A 16,353-nucleotide genomic window follows, 5' to 3' on the forward strand; every position below is an offset into this window, starting at 1 on the left:
CAAGGCGCGTGCGCACGTTTATGAGTGTACCAATTCGCGACGGAGTTCAATTCCGGATCAATACTGTCTCGGTCTACCACTCACGGCTGCGTGAACCACTTGCTCACTTTGGCCGGCGGCAATTGTAGGCCCTGCGGAAGCCCGAGGCCTGCGCGTCGTCCTCCGAGCAGAACCAGCGGTCCGGCTGGGTGGTTGCGGCGTAGCTCGGGCAGCCTCGCAGATGATAGATGCCGATATTGCCGGTGACGCGCGCGCGCACAGCGAGCTTGCCCTTGATGGCGCAGCTCGGCGGCGCCGTCAGTTCTTCCGGAAACAGCACCGCGCGAATCTCCTTGTCGCGGTCGGCGCGGCAGGCGGCGCCGAGCAGGGCGCCATCTTTCTTGCCGGTGCGGAATTCTTGCGGTGCAACAAAGCAGCCCTTCCAGATGCCGGCAGATGCCGTCTTGGCTTCGGCAGCCGCCGGCTTGACGTTGGCCTTGGTGGGCTCGCGCGCGATGGCAAAGCCCAGTTTGAGCAGCTGCTCGTTCAACGAGACCTTGTCGCCCTCGACCGTGCAGACCGCGCGGTGGCGCTTGCCAAAATTCTTCTCGGGACCGACATCGTCGCAACGCACGGGCTTTCCGCCGACCAGCTTGGTGAGCTGGTCGCGGGCCTCGATGCCGCAGGTCCAGGGATCGGCGTGATCGTCGATGCAGATCTGGTCCAGCTCGGGCGCGTCGACGCCGTCGAGCCGGTAGGTGACGTCGCCGAGCTGAATGGAATTGGCGTCACGGACGGTCGCGGCGGCGGTCAGCGCGGTGGCGGGGCTGGAGATCCCCAGAGATCCGGACAGAGCGAGAAATAAAACGAGCGCGAAGGCGCGGGCTGCGGCAAATGAATTCTCGACGGACATAATCTCTCGCTATCGATTGCTCTTGGCCTCCGTTCCTAGCATCCGGCTGGGACGATACCAATGGTCTGCGCTGTGCGAAGTGCGACATTCGCGCGCGAGCCTTTACTCGCCGGCCGGTCTGCCCCTATCGTTTGCCGGCCTTGTGAACCGTGACGGCCGAATCGCCCGCGAAGCGGCGAGGGCGGGAGGAAGATTTTTTGATGAAAGACCCCGTGGACGTCCTGATCATCGGCGCCGGCGCTTCGGGCGCCGCAGTGGCGTGGTCGCTGGCCGAGACCAAGATGCACATTCTCTGCCTGGAGCAGGGCGGCTGGATGAATCCGGCGGAATATCCCAGCACGGGCCGCGACTGGGAGGCCAAATTCTACGGCGAGTGGTCGTCGAGCCCGAATGTCCGCGGCCGACCCGAAGATTATCCGATCAACGACGACAATTCGCCGATCAAGGTCGTCAACTATAATGCGGTCGGTGGCTCGACGGTGATGTACACCGCGCATTGGCCGCGACTGCATCCCTCTGATTTCAAGGTGAAGACGCTGGACGGCGTCGCCGACGACTGGCCGATCGATTACGACGCCCTGACCCCGTTCTTCGAAGAGAACGACCGGATGATGGGCACGTCCGGTCTATCGGGCGATCCGCTGTCGCCGCTGACGCATCCGCCGATGCCGCAACAGCCGCTTGGATTGTCCGGGGCCATCATCGGCAAGGCCATGAACAAGCTCGGCTGGCACTGGTGGCCGTCGGACACGACGGTTGCGACCATGGATTATGAGGGCCGCGCCCGCTGCATCAATCTCGGCCATTGCACGCCGGCCTGCGCGCAAGGTGCAAAATCCTCGACCGACATCACCTATTGGCCGCATGCGGTCCGCGCCGGCGTCGAGCTGCGCACCCATTGCCGGGTACGCGAGATCACGACCGACGAGAACGGCATGGCCATGGGCGTGGTCTATTACGACAAGGACGGGGTCGAGCAGTTCCAGCCGGCGCATGTCGTCATCATTGCCTGCAACGGCGTCGGCACGCCGCGGCTGCTGCTGAACTCGAAATCTGACCGCTTCCCGGACGGTCTTGCCAACTCGTCAGGCCTCGTCGGCAAGAATTTGATGTTCCACCCCTATGCGCAGATCTATGGTTACGTAAAGGAGCCGACCGACAGCAACCGCGCGCCGCCGACCTGCCTGTGGAGCAAGGAGTGGTATGACACGGACCTGTCGCGCGGCTTCGTGCGCGGGTATGGCGTCCAGTTCGTGCGCGGGGCCGGGCCGGTGTTCGAGGCTGTCGTCAGCGAGCAGAAGGGCATTCTGCCCTGGGGCGCAGATCATCACCGCGTCTTCCGCAAGCTCAACGGCCATCGGCTCGGGTTCTCCGCGATCTGCGAGGACCTGCCGGAGGAGCACAACCAGGTCACGCTCGATCCGGTGCTGAAGGACAGCCACGGAATCCCCGCGCCGAAGATCAACTATACGATCAGCGAGAACAGCCGGAAGATGATGGACCATGCGCTCGCCCGCGGCCGCGAGGTCCTGGAAATGGCAGGGGCGACCGACATCTGCATCAATTCGCCGATCCCGTGGGGCGGCTGGCATCTGCTCGGCACCGCGCGGATGGGCACCGACCCAAAACGCTCCGTCGTCAACGAATGGGGCCGCACGCATGACGTGAAGAACCTGTTCATTGTCGACGGCAGCATCTTCGTCACCTCGGGCGGTGTGAACCCGACCTCCACCATCCAGGCCCTCGCGCTCTACATCGCCGACCAGATGAAGCAGCGCCTTGCCAATTTGTTCGACTGAGGCCGCCGCCATGTCCGCAGACCATCAACTCACGCGCGCCCAGCGCGACGACCTCCGCACTATCGCAGCGATAATCGTTCCCGCTAGCGACGAGTACAAGGTGCCCGGCGCTGACGACCCCGCGATCCAGGCCGACATTCTTGCGACGCTCGGGCGCGACGCCAGATGGGTGACGGCGGCGCTGGACCATCTGGCGCGGCTGGCCGGCCAGCCGCTCGCGGAGCTCGATGCCGCCAGGCGCGATGCAGTGGTGCAGGAGTTTCGCAAGCAGGGCGGCGCGGCGGCCGCAACGCTCGTTCGCGTCGTGCTGCAATGCTACTACCGCGACGATCGCGTGCTGCGCTCGCTCGGGCTCGAGCTGCGCGCGCCGTTCCCCAACGGCTATGTGCTCCCGGACGGCGACTGGTCGCTGCTCGACCCGGTCAAGGCCAGGTCCGGTACGTTGCGGCGGGCACCCTAGCCACCTAGGCAGTCCAGCCTTGCGCCCCAGACGGGCCACTTGCGCCTGACGGAACAGGCCACCATCTGTGTGAGCCTCAAGGACTTTTGCCATGCTGGATTTCACTTCAGATATCGTCGATGACGCCGTGTCATCGCGAACGGCGGCGGCTGTCCCGGACAATGACCGGGCCCTGCTGGACGCCTATTCCAATGCCGTGATCGACGTCACCGACCGCGTCGGTCCAGCCGTCGTCCGCGTCGAGACCGGGCCAAAAGTGCCGAACGGCCGCGAACGGGGCGGGCTCGGCTCGGGCATCGTGATCTCGCCGGATGGGCTCGTCCTCACCAACAGCCATGTGGTTGGGACCTCCAAGGAGATCCGGCTGCGGGACGTCGAGGGCAACGTCGGCGACGCCCGGGTGCTCGGCGTCGACCCTGATACAGATCTGGCGCTGCTGCGCGCCAATGGCGTGCGCGATTTGCCCTATGCCGCGCTTGGCAACTCGAAGACGTTGCGGCGCGGCCAGCTTGTGATCGCGATCGGCAATCCGCTCGGCTTTGAATCGACCGTCACCGCCGGCGTCGTTTCGGCGCTCGGGCGCTCGATCCGCTCCGTCAGCGGCCGCACCATCGAGGACGTGATCCAGACCGATGCCGCGCTCAATCCTGGCAATTCCGGCGGACCGCTGGTGTCGTCGAATGCAGAGGTGATCGGCATCAACACCGCGATCATCAATGGCGCGCAAGGCATCTGCTTTGCGGTTGCCAGCAACACCGCGCAGTTCGTGCTCTCGGAGATCATCCGCCATGGTTACGTCCGCCGCGCCTTCATCGGCGTCGCCGGGCAGACCGCGCCTGTTCCGCGGCGGCACGCGGTGCTGGCCGGCGTCGAGAACAAGATGGGCGCGCTCCTGATGCAGATCGAGCAGGACGGCCCGGCGGCGAAGGCGGGCCTGTTGCCAGGCGACGTCGTGATCAGGCTGGACGGTGTCGACATCAACGGCGTCGACGATCTGATCCGGGTGCTCGACCGCGACCGGATTGGCAGGCGGCTCGCCATGGACGTGCTGCGACTCGGGCGCCTGCGGGCGATCGAGATCGATCCGATCGAGCGGAAGCCGCAGCGCTAGCTGTGAGGCCACGGGCGGGGTATGACGGTGTCATGCCTCGCCTCCGCACCCCAGCCGCATGATGCCGGCGCATGAGACCTACGACGTCATTGTCATCGGCGCCGGTGCCGGCGGCATGACCGCTGCGGCGGTTGCCGCCGCCGAAGGGTTGCACGTGCTGGTGATCGAGAAGACCGCCTTTGTCGGTGGCACGACCGCGTGGTCCGGCGGCATGGTGTGGATCCCTGCCAATGCCAGGATGAAGGAGGCGGGGCTCGCCGACAGCATCACGGATGCCGTTCGGTATCTGTCGAGCACGGTGCCGGAGCCCGCTAATGCGGGCCTGCGCGCTGCCTTCCTTGCGCGTGGGCCAGAGGCGGTTGCCTATCTCGAAGCCAACACGGAAGTTCGCCTGCAGCCGGTGAAAGCCTATCCGGACTTTTATCCGGAGCGGCTCGGTGCGACGCCGGGCGGACGCGTGCTGGAGCCAGTTGCGTTCGACGGCACCCGGCTGGGCGCGCATTTCGCGCGGCTGCGTGCGCCATTGCCGGAGTTCACGCTGTTCGGCGGGATGATGGTCAATCGCCTCGACATCCGGCATCTGCGCCGGATCGGAAAATCGCTGCGCTCGACCTTGCGTGCGGCGCGGCTGGTCTCGGAGTATGCGCTGCAGCGGCTGCGCTGGCCCCGCGGCACGACATTGCATCTCGGCAATGCGCTTGCGGCGCGGCTCTATGCGTCGCTGCTGGCGCGGCAGGTCGAGATCCTCTTCAGCGCCGATGTCGAGGATTTGTCGGTGCAGGGCGATCGAGTCAGCGGCGTGGTCATTCGCCATGGCTCACGCGATCGCTCCATCGCAGCGAGGCGAGGTGTCGTGCTGGCGACCGGCGGCTTTTCGCACGACGCCGCGTTGCGCAAGCGCTTTTTCCCGCCTGCGGCCGGCTTCGTCTCGGCGACCAGCACAGCAGGTACAGGCGACGGGCTTCGGCTCGCGATGACGGCCAGTGCTGCGCTCAACACGGAGGCGACCAGCCCGGCCTATTGGGTACCTGCTTCGCTGTTCCGCCGTGACGACGGCAGCCGCGGCGTCTTTCCGCATACCGTGACGGACCGCGCCAAGCCCGGCGTGATCGCCGTCAACGCGGCGGGGCGACGCTTCGTCAACGAGGCGCTGTCCTACCATGAGTTCGTGCTCGCCATGCTGCGCGATGGCAATGGCGAGCCGGATCGGCCGTTCTATCTGATCTGCGACCGTCAGTTCCTGTGGAGCTATGGCCTCGGCCGCATCAAGCCATTTGCGCGTGGTACCAGGCGCTATATCGCGAGCGGCGAGTTGATCGAGGCGCCTGATATCGCGCAGCTCGCGGCGAAGATCGGCATCAAGCCGTCTGTGCTGAGTGCGACGATCGCGAGCTACAATTCCGGCGCGAAGGAGGGCCGCGATCCCGAATTCGGCCGTGGCAGCACCATCTACCAGCGGCACCTCGGCGATATCAGCAATAAGCCAAACCCTTGCGTCGCGTCGATCCACCATGCGCCATTCTTCGCGATGCGCATCTACCCGGCCGATCTCGGCACCGCCATCGGCATGAAGGTGGACGCGCAGGCGCGCGTGCTGCGCGCGGACGGCACGCCGATCGCGGGCCTTTACGCCTGCGGCAACGACATGGGCTCGATCATGAATGGGAATTATCCCGGGCCGGGCATCACGCTCGGGCCGGCGCTGACGTTCGGGTATATCGCGGGACGACATCTGGCGGAGGGGGGTGTGGTGACGGCGACGCGTGCTGCCAAGCTATCCCTCTGATCGTTATCTCCGCTGTATCCACAATCTCCGTCATTGCGAGCGCAGCGAAGCAATCCAGGAATCATTCCACGTGGCAGTCTTGATTGCTTCGTCGCAAGGGCTCCTCGCAATGACGAGCAGAGGGCTTGCCCCTCTCGTCGTTACTCCGCCGCCGCAGCGAAACGGCTGTTCTCCAGCTCGGCCTCGAGCCGCGCCTTCTCGGCCGCAGCCAGCTTGACGTTCGCCTCCTTGACATGGCCGAAGCCGCGGATCGTCTCCGGCACGCGGGCAAGCCTCGCCAGCAGCGGAATTTCCTCCGCCTGCAGGCCGGCTGTCCGCTGATCAATCATCGACAGATATTCCTCGATCAGCTTGCGCTCCGCCCGCCGCTCCTCGGTGCGGCCGAACGGATCGAACGCGCCGCCTCGCAAAAACTTGAGCTTCGCCAGCACGCGGAAGGCGTGGATCATCCAGCCGCCAAACTCCTTCTTCTGCAGATGCCCGGTCGTCTTGTCACGCTGCGCGAAGATCGGCGGCGCCAGATGGAACTTCAGCGTGAAGTCACCGTCGAATTTCTCCGACACCTTCCTGGCAAAACTGCCGTCGGTGTAGAGCCGCGCGACCTCGTACTCGTCCTTGTAGGACATCAGCTTGAACAGGTTTTTTGCGACCGCTTCGGTCAGCTCCGTGGACGCGGGCGAGGTAGCCGTTTCCGCCTTGCGTACCTTGGCGATGGCCGCGAGATAGCGATCCGCATAGGCCTTGTTCTGATAGCCGGTCAAAAACTCCGCCCGGGTCGCGATGATGTCGTCGAGCGACTTCGTCGGCGCGCTCGCCCGGCTCTTGAACTGGAGCACGCTGCGCACGCGCGACATGTCGTGGGCGGCCAGCCGTCCCCAGGTGAAGGCGAGCTTGTTCATCTCGATCGCGGCGCCGTTGATCTCGATGGCGCGGAGCAGGGCCTCCAGCGACAGCGGGATCGCGCCCTTCTGGAAGGCGAAGCCGAGCATGAAGGGATTGGTCGCGATGCTGTCGCCCATCAGCGCCGCGGCGACGCCCGTCGCGTCGATGATGTCGAGGTTCTTGTCGCCGATGGCGTCGCGCAGCACGGTCTGCATCGTGCCCATCTCGAAATCGAGATCGGGGTTTTGCACGAAGCTGGCGGTCGGCTGCAGGTCGGCGTTGATATAGGCCTTGGTCACCCCGCGCTCGGCGCGGCTCAGCGCGGTGGGGCCGGCCGAGACGATCATGTCACAGCCGAGGATGACGTCCGCGCCGCCGGTGGTGATACGGACCGCGGAAATGTCCTCCGGCCTCTGTGCGATACGGACATGACTCATCACGGCGCCGTTCTTCTGCGACAGGCCGGTGAAATCCAGCGCCGAGCAGCCGCGGCCGTCGACATGAGCGGCCATGCCGAGCAGGGCGCCGATGGTGATGACGCCGGTGCCGCCGATGCCGGTGACGAGGATGTTGTAGGGGCCTTCGAGTTCACGCGCGGGCGGCAGCGGCAAATCGGCGAACATCTGGCCTGAATCCACCGCCGACGTCTTCACGCGCTTCAGTGAACCGCCATGCACGGTGACAAAACTCGGGCAAAAGCCCTCGACGCAGGAAAAGTCCTTGTTGCAGTTCGACTGGTCGATCTGGCGCTTGCGGCCGAACTCGGTTTCCAGCGGCTGCACCGAGACGCAGTTGGACGCTTGTGAGCAATCGCCGCAGCCTTCGCAGACGAGCTCGTTGATGAAGGCGCGCTTGGCGGGATCGGGATAGAGACCGCGCTTGCGGCGGCGGCGCTTTTCCGCGGCGCAGGTCTGATCGTAGATCACGACCGTGAGGCCCGTGATGTCGCGCAGCTCGCGCTGCACGGCATCGAGCTCGCGGCGGTGATGGATGGTCGCGCCTTGCGGGAAGTAATTGCCGTCGGGATATTTGCTCGGATCGTCCGAGACGATCGCAAGGCGCTTGACGCCCTCGGCCCAGACCTGGTGCGCGATCTGTGCGACGTTAAAGGCGCCCTCGGCCGGCTGGCCGCCCGTCATCGCGACGGCGTCGTTGTAGAGAATCTTGTAGGTGATGTTGATGCCGGCGGCCGATGCCGCGCGAAGGGCGAGGAGCCCGGAATGCGTATAGGTGCCGTCGCCGAGATTCTGAAAAATGTGCTTCTCGGTGGTGAAGGGCGACTGGCCGATCCAGTTCACGCCCTCGGCGCCCATGTGCGAGATCAGGTCGGTGCGGCGGGTCGGCATGCTCAGGGCCATGCCGTGGCAGCCGATGCCGGCCATGGCGCGGCTGCCCTCGGGCACACGCGTCGACGTGTTGTGCGGGCAGCCCGAGCAGAAGAACGGCGTGCGCGCGAGCTTGATCTGCGTGGTGGCGGTGACGGGATTGTCGAAGGCCTCCAGCCGGGCGAGACGCTGCTCCAGCACCGGGCTGTGATGACCGAGCTTGCGCAGCCGCGCCACCAGCGCGCCCGCAACGATGGTCGGCGTCAGCTCGCCTTCGCTCGGCAGCAGCGGCGCGCCGCTCTCGTCGCGTTTTCCCGTGACGGTCGGACGCCGGGACGCATCGATGTTGTAGAGGATGCGCATCAGCTGGTCTTCGATGAAGCCGCGCTTTTCCTCGACCACCAGCACGTCCTGAAGGCCTTCGGCGAAACGCCTGGCGCCGCTTTCCTCCAGCGGCCAGGTCAGTGCGACCTTGTAGATGCGAAGGCCGAGATCCTGCGCGTCCTTGTCGGTGATCCCCAAGTCGGCCAGCGCCTGGCGCAGATCGAGATAGGCCTTGCCGGTCGCGACGATGCCGAGCCGCGCGGGCTTTGAATCGAGCACGATGCGGTCGAGCTGGTTGGCACGGGCAAAGGCTTGCACCGCGGCCATCTTGGGGCCGAACAACCGCCGCTCGGCGTCCAGCGGCGGATCGGGCCAGCGGATGTTGAGGCCGCCGGGCGGCATCTCGAAATCATCGGGGAGCCTGATCTGGATGCGCGCGGGATCGCTGTCAATCGAGGCCGAGCTTTCCACGGTCTCGCTGATCGCCTTGAAGCCGACCCAGCAGCCGGAGAAGCGCGACAGCGCGAAGCCATAGAGGCCGAGATCGAGATAATCCTGCAGCGTTGCCGGATTGATCACGGGGATCAGGGCTGCTGCGAACACCTGCTCGCTCTGATGCGCCAGCGTCGAGGACTGGCAGCCGTGGTCGTCGCCGGCGAGCGCGAGCACGCCGCCATTGAGCGAGGTACCGGCCGCATTGGCGTGCTTGAGCGCGTCGACCGATCGGTCGACGCCGGGGCCCTTGCCGTACCAGATGCCGAATACGCCATCGACCTTGGCGCCGGGAAACAGGCCGACCTGTTGACTGCCCCAGACGGCGGTCGCCGCCAGATCCTCGTTCAGGCCGGGGACGAAGGCGATGTCGTGCTGCTGGAGGTGCGACTTCGCGCGCCACAGCGCATGATCGTACATGCCGAGCGGGGAACCGCGATAGCCGGAGATGAAGCCGCCGGTGTTGAGCCCCTGGAGTCGGTCGCGTTCGCGCTGCAGCATGGGCAGGCGGACCAAGGCCTGGGTGCCGGACAGGAAGATCCGCTTCGATTCGAGCCGGTACTTGTCGTCCAGCTCGACCTGCATCAGCGTCATTTCGAAAGTCCTTGCTTTTCTTGGTCCGGCGAGGGTGTGCGCTGCGGGAGGGAATTTCGGTTGCGAAGCAGCTGGTCGCAGTCAAAAGCATGGACCGGTGAAGTCAATATCGCTGGCCGCATCCGTGGCGCTCCCGCTCGTCATGGCTTGTGGCAGGCGCCGTACAGAAGCCCCGGGGGTGAAGACGCGCGTTCGACAAAGGCAAGGACGTTTGTCGCGACGATGTTGCGCAATATGGCGACGCTGAAGGATTCGTAGGCGTATGAGGAAAAACATCGGTAGCTGTTTGGGGTGGGGTGGCAGCGCCACACTCTCCGCTCGTCATTCGGGGCGCGACGAAGTGGTGAGCCCGGAATCCATTTCGCCTCATATATTGCGGCCCGATGGATTCCGGCTCGACGCTTATGCGTCGCCCCGGAATGACGACGGAGAGCGCTCATCCTTTGAGCAAATGCACGTCGCAAAGCCGTCGCACAGCGAATAAGCAGAGACGATCTCATCCGATAACATTCTGATAGCGCAGCGAATTTCTCTACGCTGCGCGTTCAATCGCAATTGTACACAATGGCACGGCGCTTGCAGAACTCCTGGCAAAGAGAGTTCTCGCGGGGGCCTTGAGTCATGTTGAGCTCAACCAAGCCGACACTGGGCGTCATCAGCGCCGAACCCGAGCCGATCCAGCTCGACTGGGCGAGCACCGCGCTCGTGATCATCGACATGCAGCGCGACTTCATGGAGCCCGGTGGCTTCGGTGAAACGCTCGGCAACGACGTCAGTCAGCTCGCGCGCGCCGTGAAGCCGATCGGCGCGGTGCTGAAGGCTGCGCGCGACACCGGCATGCTGGTGGTTCACACCCGAGAGGGCCATCTGCCCGATCTCTCCGATGCGCCGCCGGCGAAAGTCGAGCGCGGCGCACCGTCCTTGCGGATCGGCGATCCCGGTCCGATGGGCCGCATTCTTATTCGTGGCGAAGCCGGTCACGACATCATCCCGGAGCTTTATCCGCTCGACAGCGAGGTCATCATCGACAAGCCCGGCAAGGGCGCGTTCTACGCCACCGAGCTCACCGATGTGCTGGAGCAATATGGCATCGAGAATCTTCTGGTGTGCGGCGTCACCACCGAAGTGTGCGTCAACACCACCGTGCGCGAGGCCAATGACCGCGGCTATCGCTGCGTCGTCATCTCGGACGGTTGCGCATCCTACTTCCCCGAGTTTCACGAGATGGGCCTGAAGATGATCAAGGCCCAGGGCGGCATCTTCGGCTGGGTAGCTGACTCAGCTGCAGTACTGGAGGCGATGAAGACTTCGACCACACAGGGGTAATATGATGAGCACATTGACGGGGACGGCCGGCAAGTCCGATTTGAACAAGCCCGAGTTCAAGCCGGCGTTATGGACATCGGGCGACTGGAACGCGTTTTTCGGCTTCGGCACCAATATCCTCGTCAACATGCTGGTGCTCACGGGCCTGCTGCGTTTCGTATTGAAGATGCCGGACAGTCTCGTATTCGGCCGCATCCTGCCCGCGCTCGGGCTGATGATGTGCCTGTCGACTTTCTATTACGCCTTCCTTGCCTATCGCCTGGCGCAGAAGACCGGCCGCAGCGACGTCTGCGCGCTGCCCTCGGGTGTCAGCGTGCCGCACATGTTCATCGTCACCTTCGTGATCATGCTGCCGATCACGCTCAAGACCGGCGATCCGCTCAAGGGCTGGTCGGCCGGCCTGGTCTGGGTGTTCTTCCAGAGCTTCATCCTCATGATCGGCGGCTTCGTCGCGCCGTTCATTCGCAAGATCACGCCGCGCGCAGCGCTGCTCGGCACGCTTGCCGGCGTCTCCGTCACCTTCATCTCGATGCGGCCTGCGCTCGAGATGTACATGACGCCGCAGATCGGCCTGGTCTGCTTTGCCATCATCCTGGTGAGCTGGTTTGGTGGTGTGAAGTATCCGAAAGGCATTCCTGCGGGTCTCGTCGCCATTGCGGCCGGCATGATCATCGCCTGGGGCTCCAATCTGTTCGGGCTCGGCCTCGGCGGATTGAGCATCGCGGGCGTGGGGGCTGCCTTCTCCAATTTCGGCTTCTCGGTGCCGATCCCGGCGGTAGGCTATGTCTTCTCCGGCTTCGAATATCTCGGCGTCATCCTCGTTACCGCCATTCCGTTCGGAATCTATGACCTGGTCGAGGCGATGGACAATGTGGAGAGCGCTGAAGCGGCCGGTGACGAATATCCGACCACGCGCGTGCTGACCGCCGACGGCATCGTCAGCCTGATCGGCTGCCTGATGGGCAATCCCTTCATCAACGCCGTCTATATCGGCCATCCCGGCTGGAAGGCGATGGGCGGCCGCATCGGCTATTCGGCTGCGACCGGCATCATGGTGGTGGTGCTGGCCTGGTTCGGCATCATCTCGGTGCTGCTGGCGCTGGTGCCGGTGGTCGCGATCTCGCCGATCCTGCTCTATATCGGCATGCTGATCGGTGCGCAGGCGTTTCAGACCACGCCGGTCAAGCACGCGCCGGCGATCGTGCTGGCGCTGACCCCGCATCTCGCCGCCTGGGCCAAGCTCCAGATCGACACCATGCTGGGCTCGACCATGACGGCCGCAGCAACGGTTGGCGGGATGGCCGCCGACAAGGCCGACGCGGTCAAGACCGCAGCGATCGCCGCATTGCCGCAGCAGGGCGTGTTCTATCACGGGCTGGAAGTGATGGGCGGCGGCTCCATCCTTGGTGGCCTCATCCTCGGTGCGATCGGCGTCTTTATCATCGAGCGCGATTTCGAAAAGGCGTCAGCCTTCGCGCTCGTTGGCGCGGTACTGACCTATTTCGGCTTCATGCACGGCGAAGCCGTCGGCATCGGCGGCGGCTTCGGCGTGACGCCTGCGGTGGCGTTCGCCTATGCCGTGATGGCGGCCGGCCTGTTCACGGCCAGCAAGCTCGGCACCACCGAGCATTATGCCTCTCATCCGGAAATGCACGCCGCGCCGGCGGAGTAGCTTTAGCCGGCATTGATCGCGGCCGGGTGACCATGTCGCCCGGCCGCTTTTTCAGGCCAGGCCCAGATCGGACAGGATATCGGCCCCGGCACGAACCTCGTGACTGGATCCATTGAAATCCTCGCCGACGGGCTCGCAGGCGCCGCCCAGATGCCGTGCAAAGAACGCTTCGGCAATTGCGAGATGGGAGAGCTGGTTCGGCGGCCTCTGAAATCCGTGTCCCTCATCGGGATAGACGATGTAGGTCACGGGAATCTTTTTCGCCTGCATGGCCGCCGCGATGGTGTCGCTTTCCGCAATCTTGCAGCGAACGTCGTTGGCGCCATGAAAGATCAGCATGGGCTTCTTGATGTTGTCGACCTTGTTGATCGGCGAGCGTTCGGCCAGCAGCTTGCGGCCTTCCTCAGTGCGGGGATCGCCGTAACTGCGATACATGAATTCAGCGAAGCCGGCCCAATAGGGCGGCATGGATTCCAGCAGCGTTTGCAGGTTGGAGATGCCTACGACCGGTACGGAACAGCAGAACACGTCCGGCGTGAAGGTCGCGCCGACGAACGAGGCCAGTCCACCGTAGGACAGGCCGAAAATCGCGATCTTGTCCTTCTGCGCGATGCCCTCGGCAATTGCCCAATCGACCATGTCGATGAGGTCGTCATGCATCTTGCGCGCGTGCTCTTTCTCGCTTGCCGCGACGAACGCCTTGCCGAAACCCGTCGATCCCCGATAGTTGACCGAAAGCACGGCGTAGCCACGATCGGCCAGCCATTGGTGATCCCTGCGATAGCCGTAGATGTCCCGGCCCCACGGACCACCGTGGACGATGAGGACCATCGGCAGCGGCCGGGGCGGGCGGTCGCCCTCGATATCCGCCGGTAGCGTCAGGTAGGAGACGAGCGTGAGTCCGTCGCGCGACTTGCCCTGAACTTCCTGCATCGGTGCGAGGCGGTAGGGTCTTAGCTCGGGCCGCGCCGTGAATAGCTCGGTGATGGTCTGCCTATCGCGGTCAAGCAGATGATATGTGACGGGCTGATCTGGCGCGTGGCCCGCCACGATCCATTGCCGGCCATCATCACTCTGGCTTTCGACGTGAAATGCGTGGTCCGGCAGTCGCGCCCTGATCAGATCGAGCTCGCCTGCAACTGTTGGCGTTAAAGCCGCCCATTCCTGCCGGCCGGGGTCGATGCAAACCGCTTCCGGTTCGAAGGTTCTGGTATTGAAGATGGCACCCGTCACGTCGGCGCGGTTGCTTTGATACAGGACGCGCTCTTCGCCGGTCGACCAGTCGATCCGCAGCAGTGCCGACTTGTCCTGCTCCAGGCTCGAGCTCATGTGGAGGTGGTTACATCCGGCGTCGAACGTCCAGAGCCGTGTACTTGTGTAGGCCTCGAACGGGACGTCGCGCCAATGCGTCGCCGTCCCACGCTCGAGGCGCCAAAGCCGCGTACCTCCGTCGGCCGCGTTGCTCCGGGCGTGGCGCGGCCTCAGCTGCCAGTCGAGCCCGACATAGTCGAACTCCTGACGATTTTCCCAGATCAGAGAACGCTCGCCGCTTGCCAGATCGAGCAGAAAGGTGTCGTGCCATCGCGGGTCGCGATCGTTGAGATTGACCGCGATCTTGTCCGGCACGACGTGCGACCAGTAGGTTGGAAGCGCCCGGACGTTTGCGAATGGCGTCAGATCCCGAAGCTCCAGCGTGTGGGGATCGACCACGAACAAATGCAGGTTTTCGTCCCCGTTCTCGTCGTTGAGAAACATGATGTAGCGACCATCCGGGCTCCAGGTCTGCCAGTTGATTGGTCGGCCTCGGGTGCGCGTCACTGGCTGTCCTGCGGCGATGCTGTCGACCGGTGACACCCAGACGTTCAGAACGCCGTCGACGGGAGCAAGCCAGGACAGCAATCGACCATCCGGCGATAGCTTGGCTCCAACGTATGTGGGATTACCAAACAGCTTCCGGCGCGGAATCAGGGGGCGAGCTGACATTGGCGTCTCTATCGCGTTCGTGTGCACAACCAGCGCAGTTTATGCCTTTGTTGTCACGTATGGTAGCGCTACGATGTGTCGCATACGGGCGCGCGGACCGTCCGTCAACTCCACGTAGAAACGTCGGCGGCGCTACTAGGTGCGATCAATCGCCTAACTGATTTCTGGTCGCGCGAAGAATGTCGTCCGACAGCTTGGGATCGTTCACGGCCCGGGCGAGCACGAGTGCTCCGATCAGGGAGGCGGCCGTCGCGAGCGCCTTCTCTTCGCGCTGCCGCGGCTTTAGCGTTGAGGCCATTCGAGCACTCAGCAGCCCGATCATGCGCCGCACTCCGGCTGTGAAACGTTCTCTCACGCCGCCACTTTGGCGCGGCATCTCACAACACAGGGCTGCGAAAGGGCAACCGCTTCCCGGTTTGTCGCGATGTCCCGCCGAGAGGTACTCGGAAAAATAGTCCCCGAGCGCAAATCCGTCGGGTATTTCTCGCTCTTTGCCGACAACGGCGTGAGCCACCGCTTCTTCGACAAGCCGTTCCTTGGAGCCGAACTGACTGTACATGCTGCCATGGGTCATCCCGGCAGCGTCGGCCAGCGCGTCGACACCCATGCCGGAGATGCCTCGCTCTCGCATGAGGCGGGAGGCGGCATCGAGAATGCGCTCGCGATTCTTGGCCGCCTGTTCCTTTGAAACGCGCATGTCACAGATCCTTGGTCCCGGGTCTTGACAATCATAATGACGATCGTCATTTACATCAATAGTTACGACCGTAATCAAAATCGTTCGGGGCTGGCACCCTCACAGGAGAAGCTCGTGAATACGACCAACACAAGGATCGCGCTTGTTACCGGCGCCTCATCAGGCATCGGCGAAGCCACAGCGGAGCGGCTCGCGAAAGCCGGCTACAAGGTCTACGGCACCAGCAGACGAGGCGCACAGGCCGGCAGGCGGTCGTTCGAGATGCTGGCCCTCGATGTGACCAGCGATGAATCCGTTGAAGCCGCCGTCGGCGAAGTGATGCAGCGCGAGGGCCGCATCGATCTGCTCGTGAACAACGCCGGCTTCGGTGTTGCCCCTGCCGGAGCGGAAGAGAGCTCGATGGATCAGGCTCGATCGATTTTCGACACGAATTTCTTCGGACTGGTAAGGATGACGCGCGCTGTCGTGCCTCACATGCGACGCCAAGGGAATGGTCGCATCATCAACATCGGCTCCGTGCTTGGCTTTCTACCGATGCCTTATGGCGCGCTCTATGCTGCGACCAAGCACGCGGTGGAAGGCTATTCGGAATCGCTCGACCATGAGCTGCGCACGCGCGGCATCCGGGTCTCGGTCATCGAGCCAGCGTACACGAAGACGCCATTCGATGCGAACTTCATGGAGCCGGATGCCAAGCTCGACGAGTATCGCGAGTCTCGCGCGGGCGTCATCAAGCGGGTGAACGAGGTGATGGCAACGGCCGAGCTCCCTGCCGTCGTGGCCGAGACCGTTCTGAAGGCGGCCAGCGCGGCGCAGCCGAAAGTCCGGTATGCGGCGGGCAAGCTCGCGAACCGCCTGCGGCTCCTTCGCAGGTTTGCGCCAGCCGGTCTGGTGGACGCCGGGATTCGAAAGGATCTGCGGCTCGATGTGGTAGCCGCATCGCAGCCTCCCCGCGCGGCGCGAGCCTTTTGACGGCATGCGGCCGGAACAAGCGTCAGCATCGTATCGCT

Annotated in this window: 11 protein-coding genes; 7 read left to right on the plus strand and 4 right to left on the minus strand. The window is 64.1% G+C overall.

Going from position 1 to position 16,353, the window contains the following annotated elements; all coding sequences use genetic code 11:
- Positions 1-103: 103 nt before the first annotated feature.
- Complete coding sequence (locus tag ABID59_RS34390; protein WP_148752431.1) at positions 104-892, minus strand: thermonuclease family protein; 789 nt, start codon at positions 890-892, stop codon at positions 104-106.
- Between the two features lie 200 nt (positions 893-1,092).
- On the opposite strand from ABID59_RS34390, the gene ABID59_RS34395 reads away from it, so the two are divergent.
- The 4 genes from ABID59_RS34395 (at position 1,093) to ABID59_RS34410 (ending at position 6,048) form a co-directional block, all read left to right on the plus strand.
- Complete coding sequence (locus ABID59_RS34395; protein ID WP_354086305.1) at positions 1,093-2,691, plus strand: GMC family oxidoreductase; 1,599 nt, start codon at positions 1,093-1,095, stop codon at positions 2,689-2,691.
- A gap of 10 nt (positions 2,692-2,701) precedes the next feature.
- Positions 2,702-3,151 carry a gluconate 2-dehydrogenase subunit 3 family protein gene (locus tag ABID59_RS34400; protein WP_354086306.1) on the plus strand — a complete coding sequence of 150 codons (450 nt, stop codon included), beginning with the start codon at positions 2,702-2,704 and terminating at the stop codon, positions 3,149-3,151.
- Between the two features lie 91 nt (positions 3,152-3,242).
- On the plus strand, positions 3,243-4,262 hold the full coding sequence (locus tag ABID59_RS34405) for a S1C family serine protease (RefSeq protein ID WP_354086307.1): 1,020 nt from the start codon (positions 3,243-3,245) through the stop codon (positions 4,260-4,262).
- Positions 4,263-4,320: 58 nt separating this feature from the next.
- Positions 4,321-6,048, plus strand: a complete 1,728-nt coding sequence (locus ABID59_RS34410; RefSeq protein WP_354086308.1) for an FAD-dependent oxidoreductase — start codon at positions 4,321-4,323, stop codon at positions 6,046-6,048.
- A gap of 140 nt (positions 6,049-6,188) precedes the next feature.
- Here the strand turns inward: ABID59_RS34410 and ABID59_RS34415 are convergent, their stop codons facing one another.
- Positions 6,189-9,665 (minus strand): indolepyruvate ferredoxin oxidoreductase family protein, encoded by a 3,477-nt coding sequence (locus ABID59_RS34415; protein ID WP_354086309.1) that lies wholly within the window; start codon positions 9,663-9,665, stop codon positions 6,189-6,191.
- Between the two features lie 621 nt (positions 9,666-10,286).
- Between ABID59_RS34415 and ABID59_RS34420 the strand changes: the two genes are divergently transcribed.
- Positions 10,287-10,991, plus strand: a complete 705-nt coding sequence (locus tag ABID59_RS34420; protein ID WP_148752425.1) for a cysteine hydrolase family protein — start codon at positions 10,287-10,289, stop codon at positions 10,989-10,991.
- Between the two features lie 4 nt (positions 10,992-10,995).
- On the plus strand, positions 10,996-12,663 hold the full coding sequence (locus tag ABID59_RS34425; RefSeq protein WP_354086310.1) for a regulator: 1,668 nt from the start codon (positions 10,996-10,998) through the stop codon (positions 12,661-12,663).
- Between the two features lie 51 nt (positions 12,664-12,714).
- Here ABID59_RS34425 and ABID59_RS34430 read toward each other — a convergent pair whose 3' ends face one another.
- Together ABID59_RS34430 and ABID59_RS34435 are read right to left on the minus strand one after the other, a co-directional pair.
- Positions 12,715-14,562, minus strand: a complete 1,848-nt coding sequence (locus ABID59_RS34430; RefSeq protein WP_354086311.1) for a S9 family peptidase — start codon at positions 14,560-14,562, stop codon at positions 12,715-12,717.
- Between the two features lie 229 nt (positions 14,563-14,791).
- Positions 14,792-15,343 (minus strand): TetR/AcrR family transcriptional regulator, encoded by a 552-nt coding sequence (locus ABID59_RS34435; protein WP_148752422.1) that lies wholly within the window; start codon positions 15,341-15,343, stop codon positions 14,792-14,794.
- Positions 15,344-15,379: 36 nt separating this feature from the next.
- On the opposite strand from ABID59_RS34435, the gene ABID59_RS34440 reads away from it, so the two are divergent.
- On the plus strand, positions 15,380-16,315 hold the full coding sequence (locus ABID59_RS34440) for an oxidoreductase (RefSeq protein WP_502916846.1): 936 nt from the start codon (positions 15,380-15,382) through the stop codon (positions 16,313-16,315).
- Positions 16,316-16,353 lie beyond the last annotated feature (38 nt).

The organism is Bradyrhizobium sp. S3.3.6 (assembly GCF_040546905.1).
Lineage (GTDB): Bacteria > Pseudomonadota > Alphaproteobacteria > Rhizobiales > Xanthobacteraceae > Bradyrhizobium > Bradyrhizobium cytisi.

Bases quoted from the DNA above. Each gene is read 5' to 3' on its own strand.
- ABID59_RS34390 (WP_148752431.1), bottom strand. From the start codon at position 892: ATGTCCGTCGAGAATTCATTTGCCGCAGCCCGCGCCTTCGCGCTCGTT.
- ABID59_RS34395 (WP_354086305.1), top strand. From the start codon at position 1,093: ATGAAAGACCCCGTGGACGTCCTGATCATCGGCGCCGGCGCTTCGGGC.
- ABID59_RS34400 (WP_354086306.1), top strand. From the start codon at position 2,702: ATGTCCGCAGACCATCAACTCACGCGCGCCCAGCGCGACGACCTCCGC.
- ABID59_RS34405 (WP_354086307.1), top strand. From the start codon at position 3,243: ATGCTGGATTTCACTTCAGATATCGTCGATGACGCCGTGTCATCGCGA.
- ABID59_RS34410 (WP_354086308.1), top strand. From the start codon at position 4,321: ATGATGCCGGCGCATGAGACCTACGACGTCATTGTCATCGGCGCCGGT.
- ABID59_RS34415 (WP_354086309.1), bottom strand. From the start codon at position 9,665: ATGACGCTGATGCAGGTCGAGCTGGACGACAAGTACCGGCTCGAATCG.
- ABID59_RS34420 (WP_148752425.1), top strand. From the start codon at position 10,287: ATGTTGAGCTCAACCAAGCCGACACTGGGCGTCATCAGCGCCGAACCC.
- ABID59_RS34425 (WP_354086310.1), top strand. From the start codon at position 10,996: ATGAGCACATTGACGGGGACGGCCGGCAAGTCCGATTTGAACAAGCCC.
- ABID59_RS34435 (WP_148752422.1), bottom strand. From the start codon at position 15,343: ATGCGCGTTTCAAAGGAACAGGCGGCCAAGAATCGCGAGCGCATTCTC.
- ABID59_RS34440 (WP_502916846.1), top strand. From the start codon at position 15,380: ATGACGATCGTCATTTACATCAATAGTTACGACCGTAATCAAAATCGT.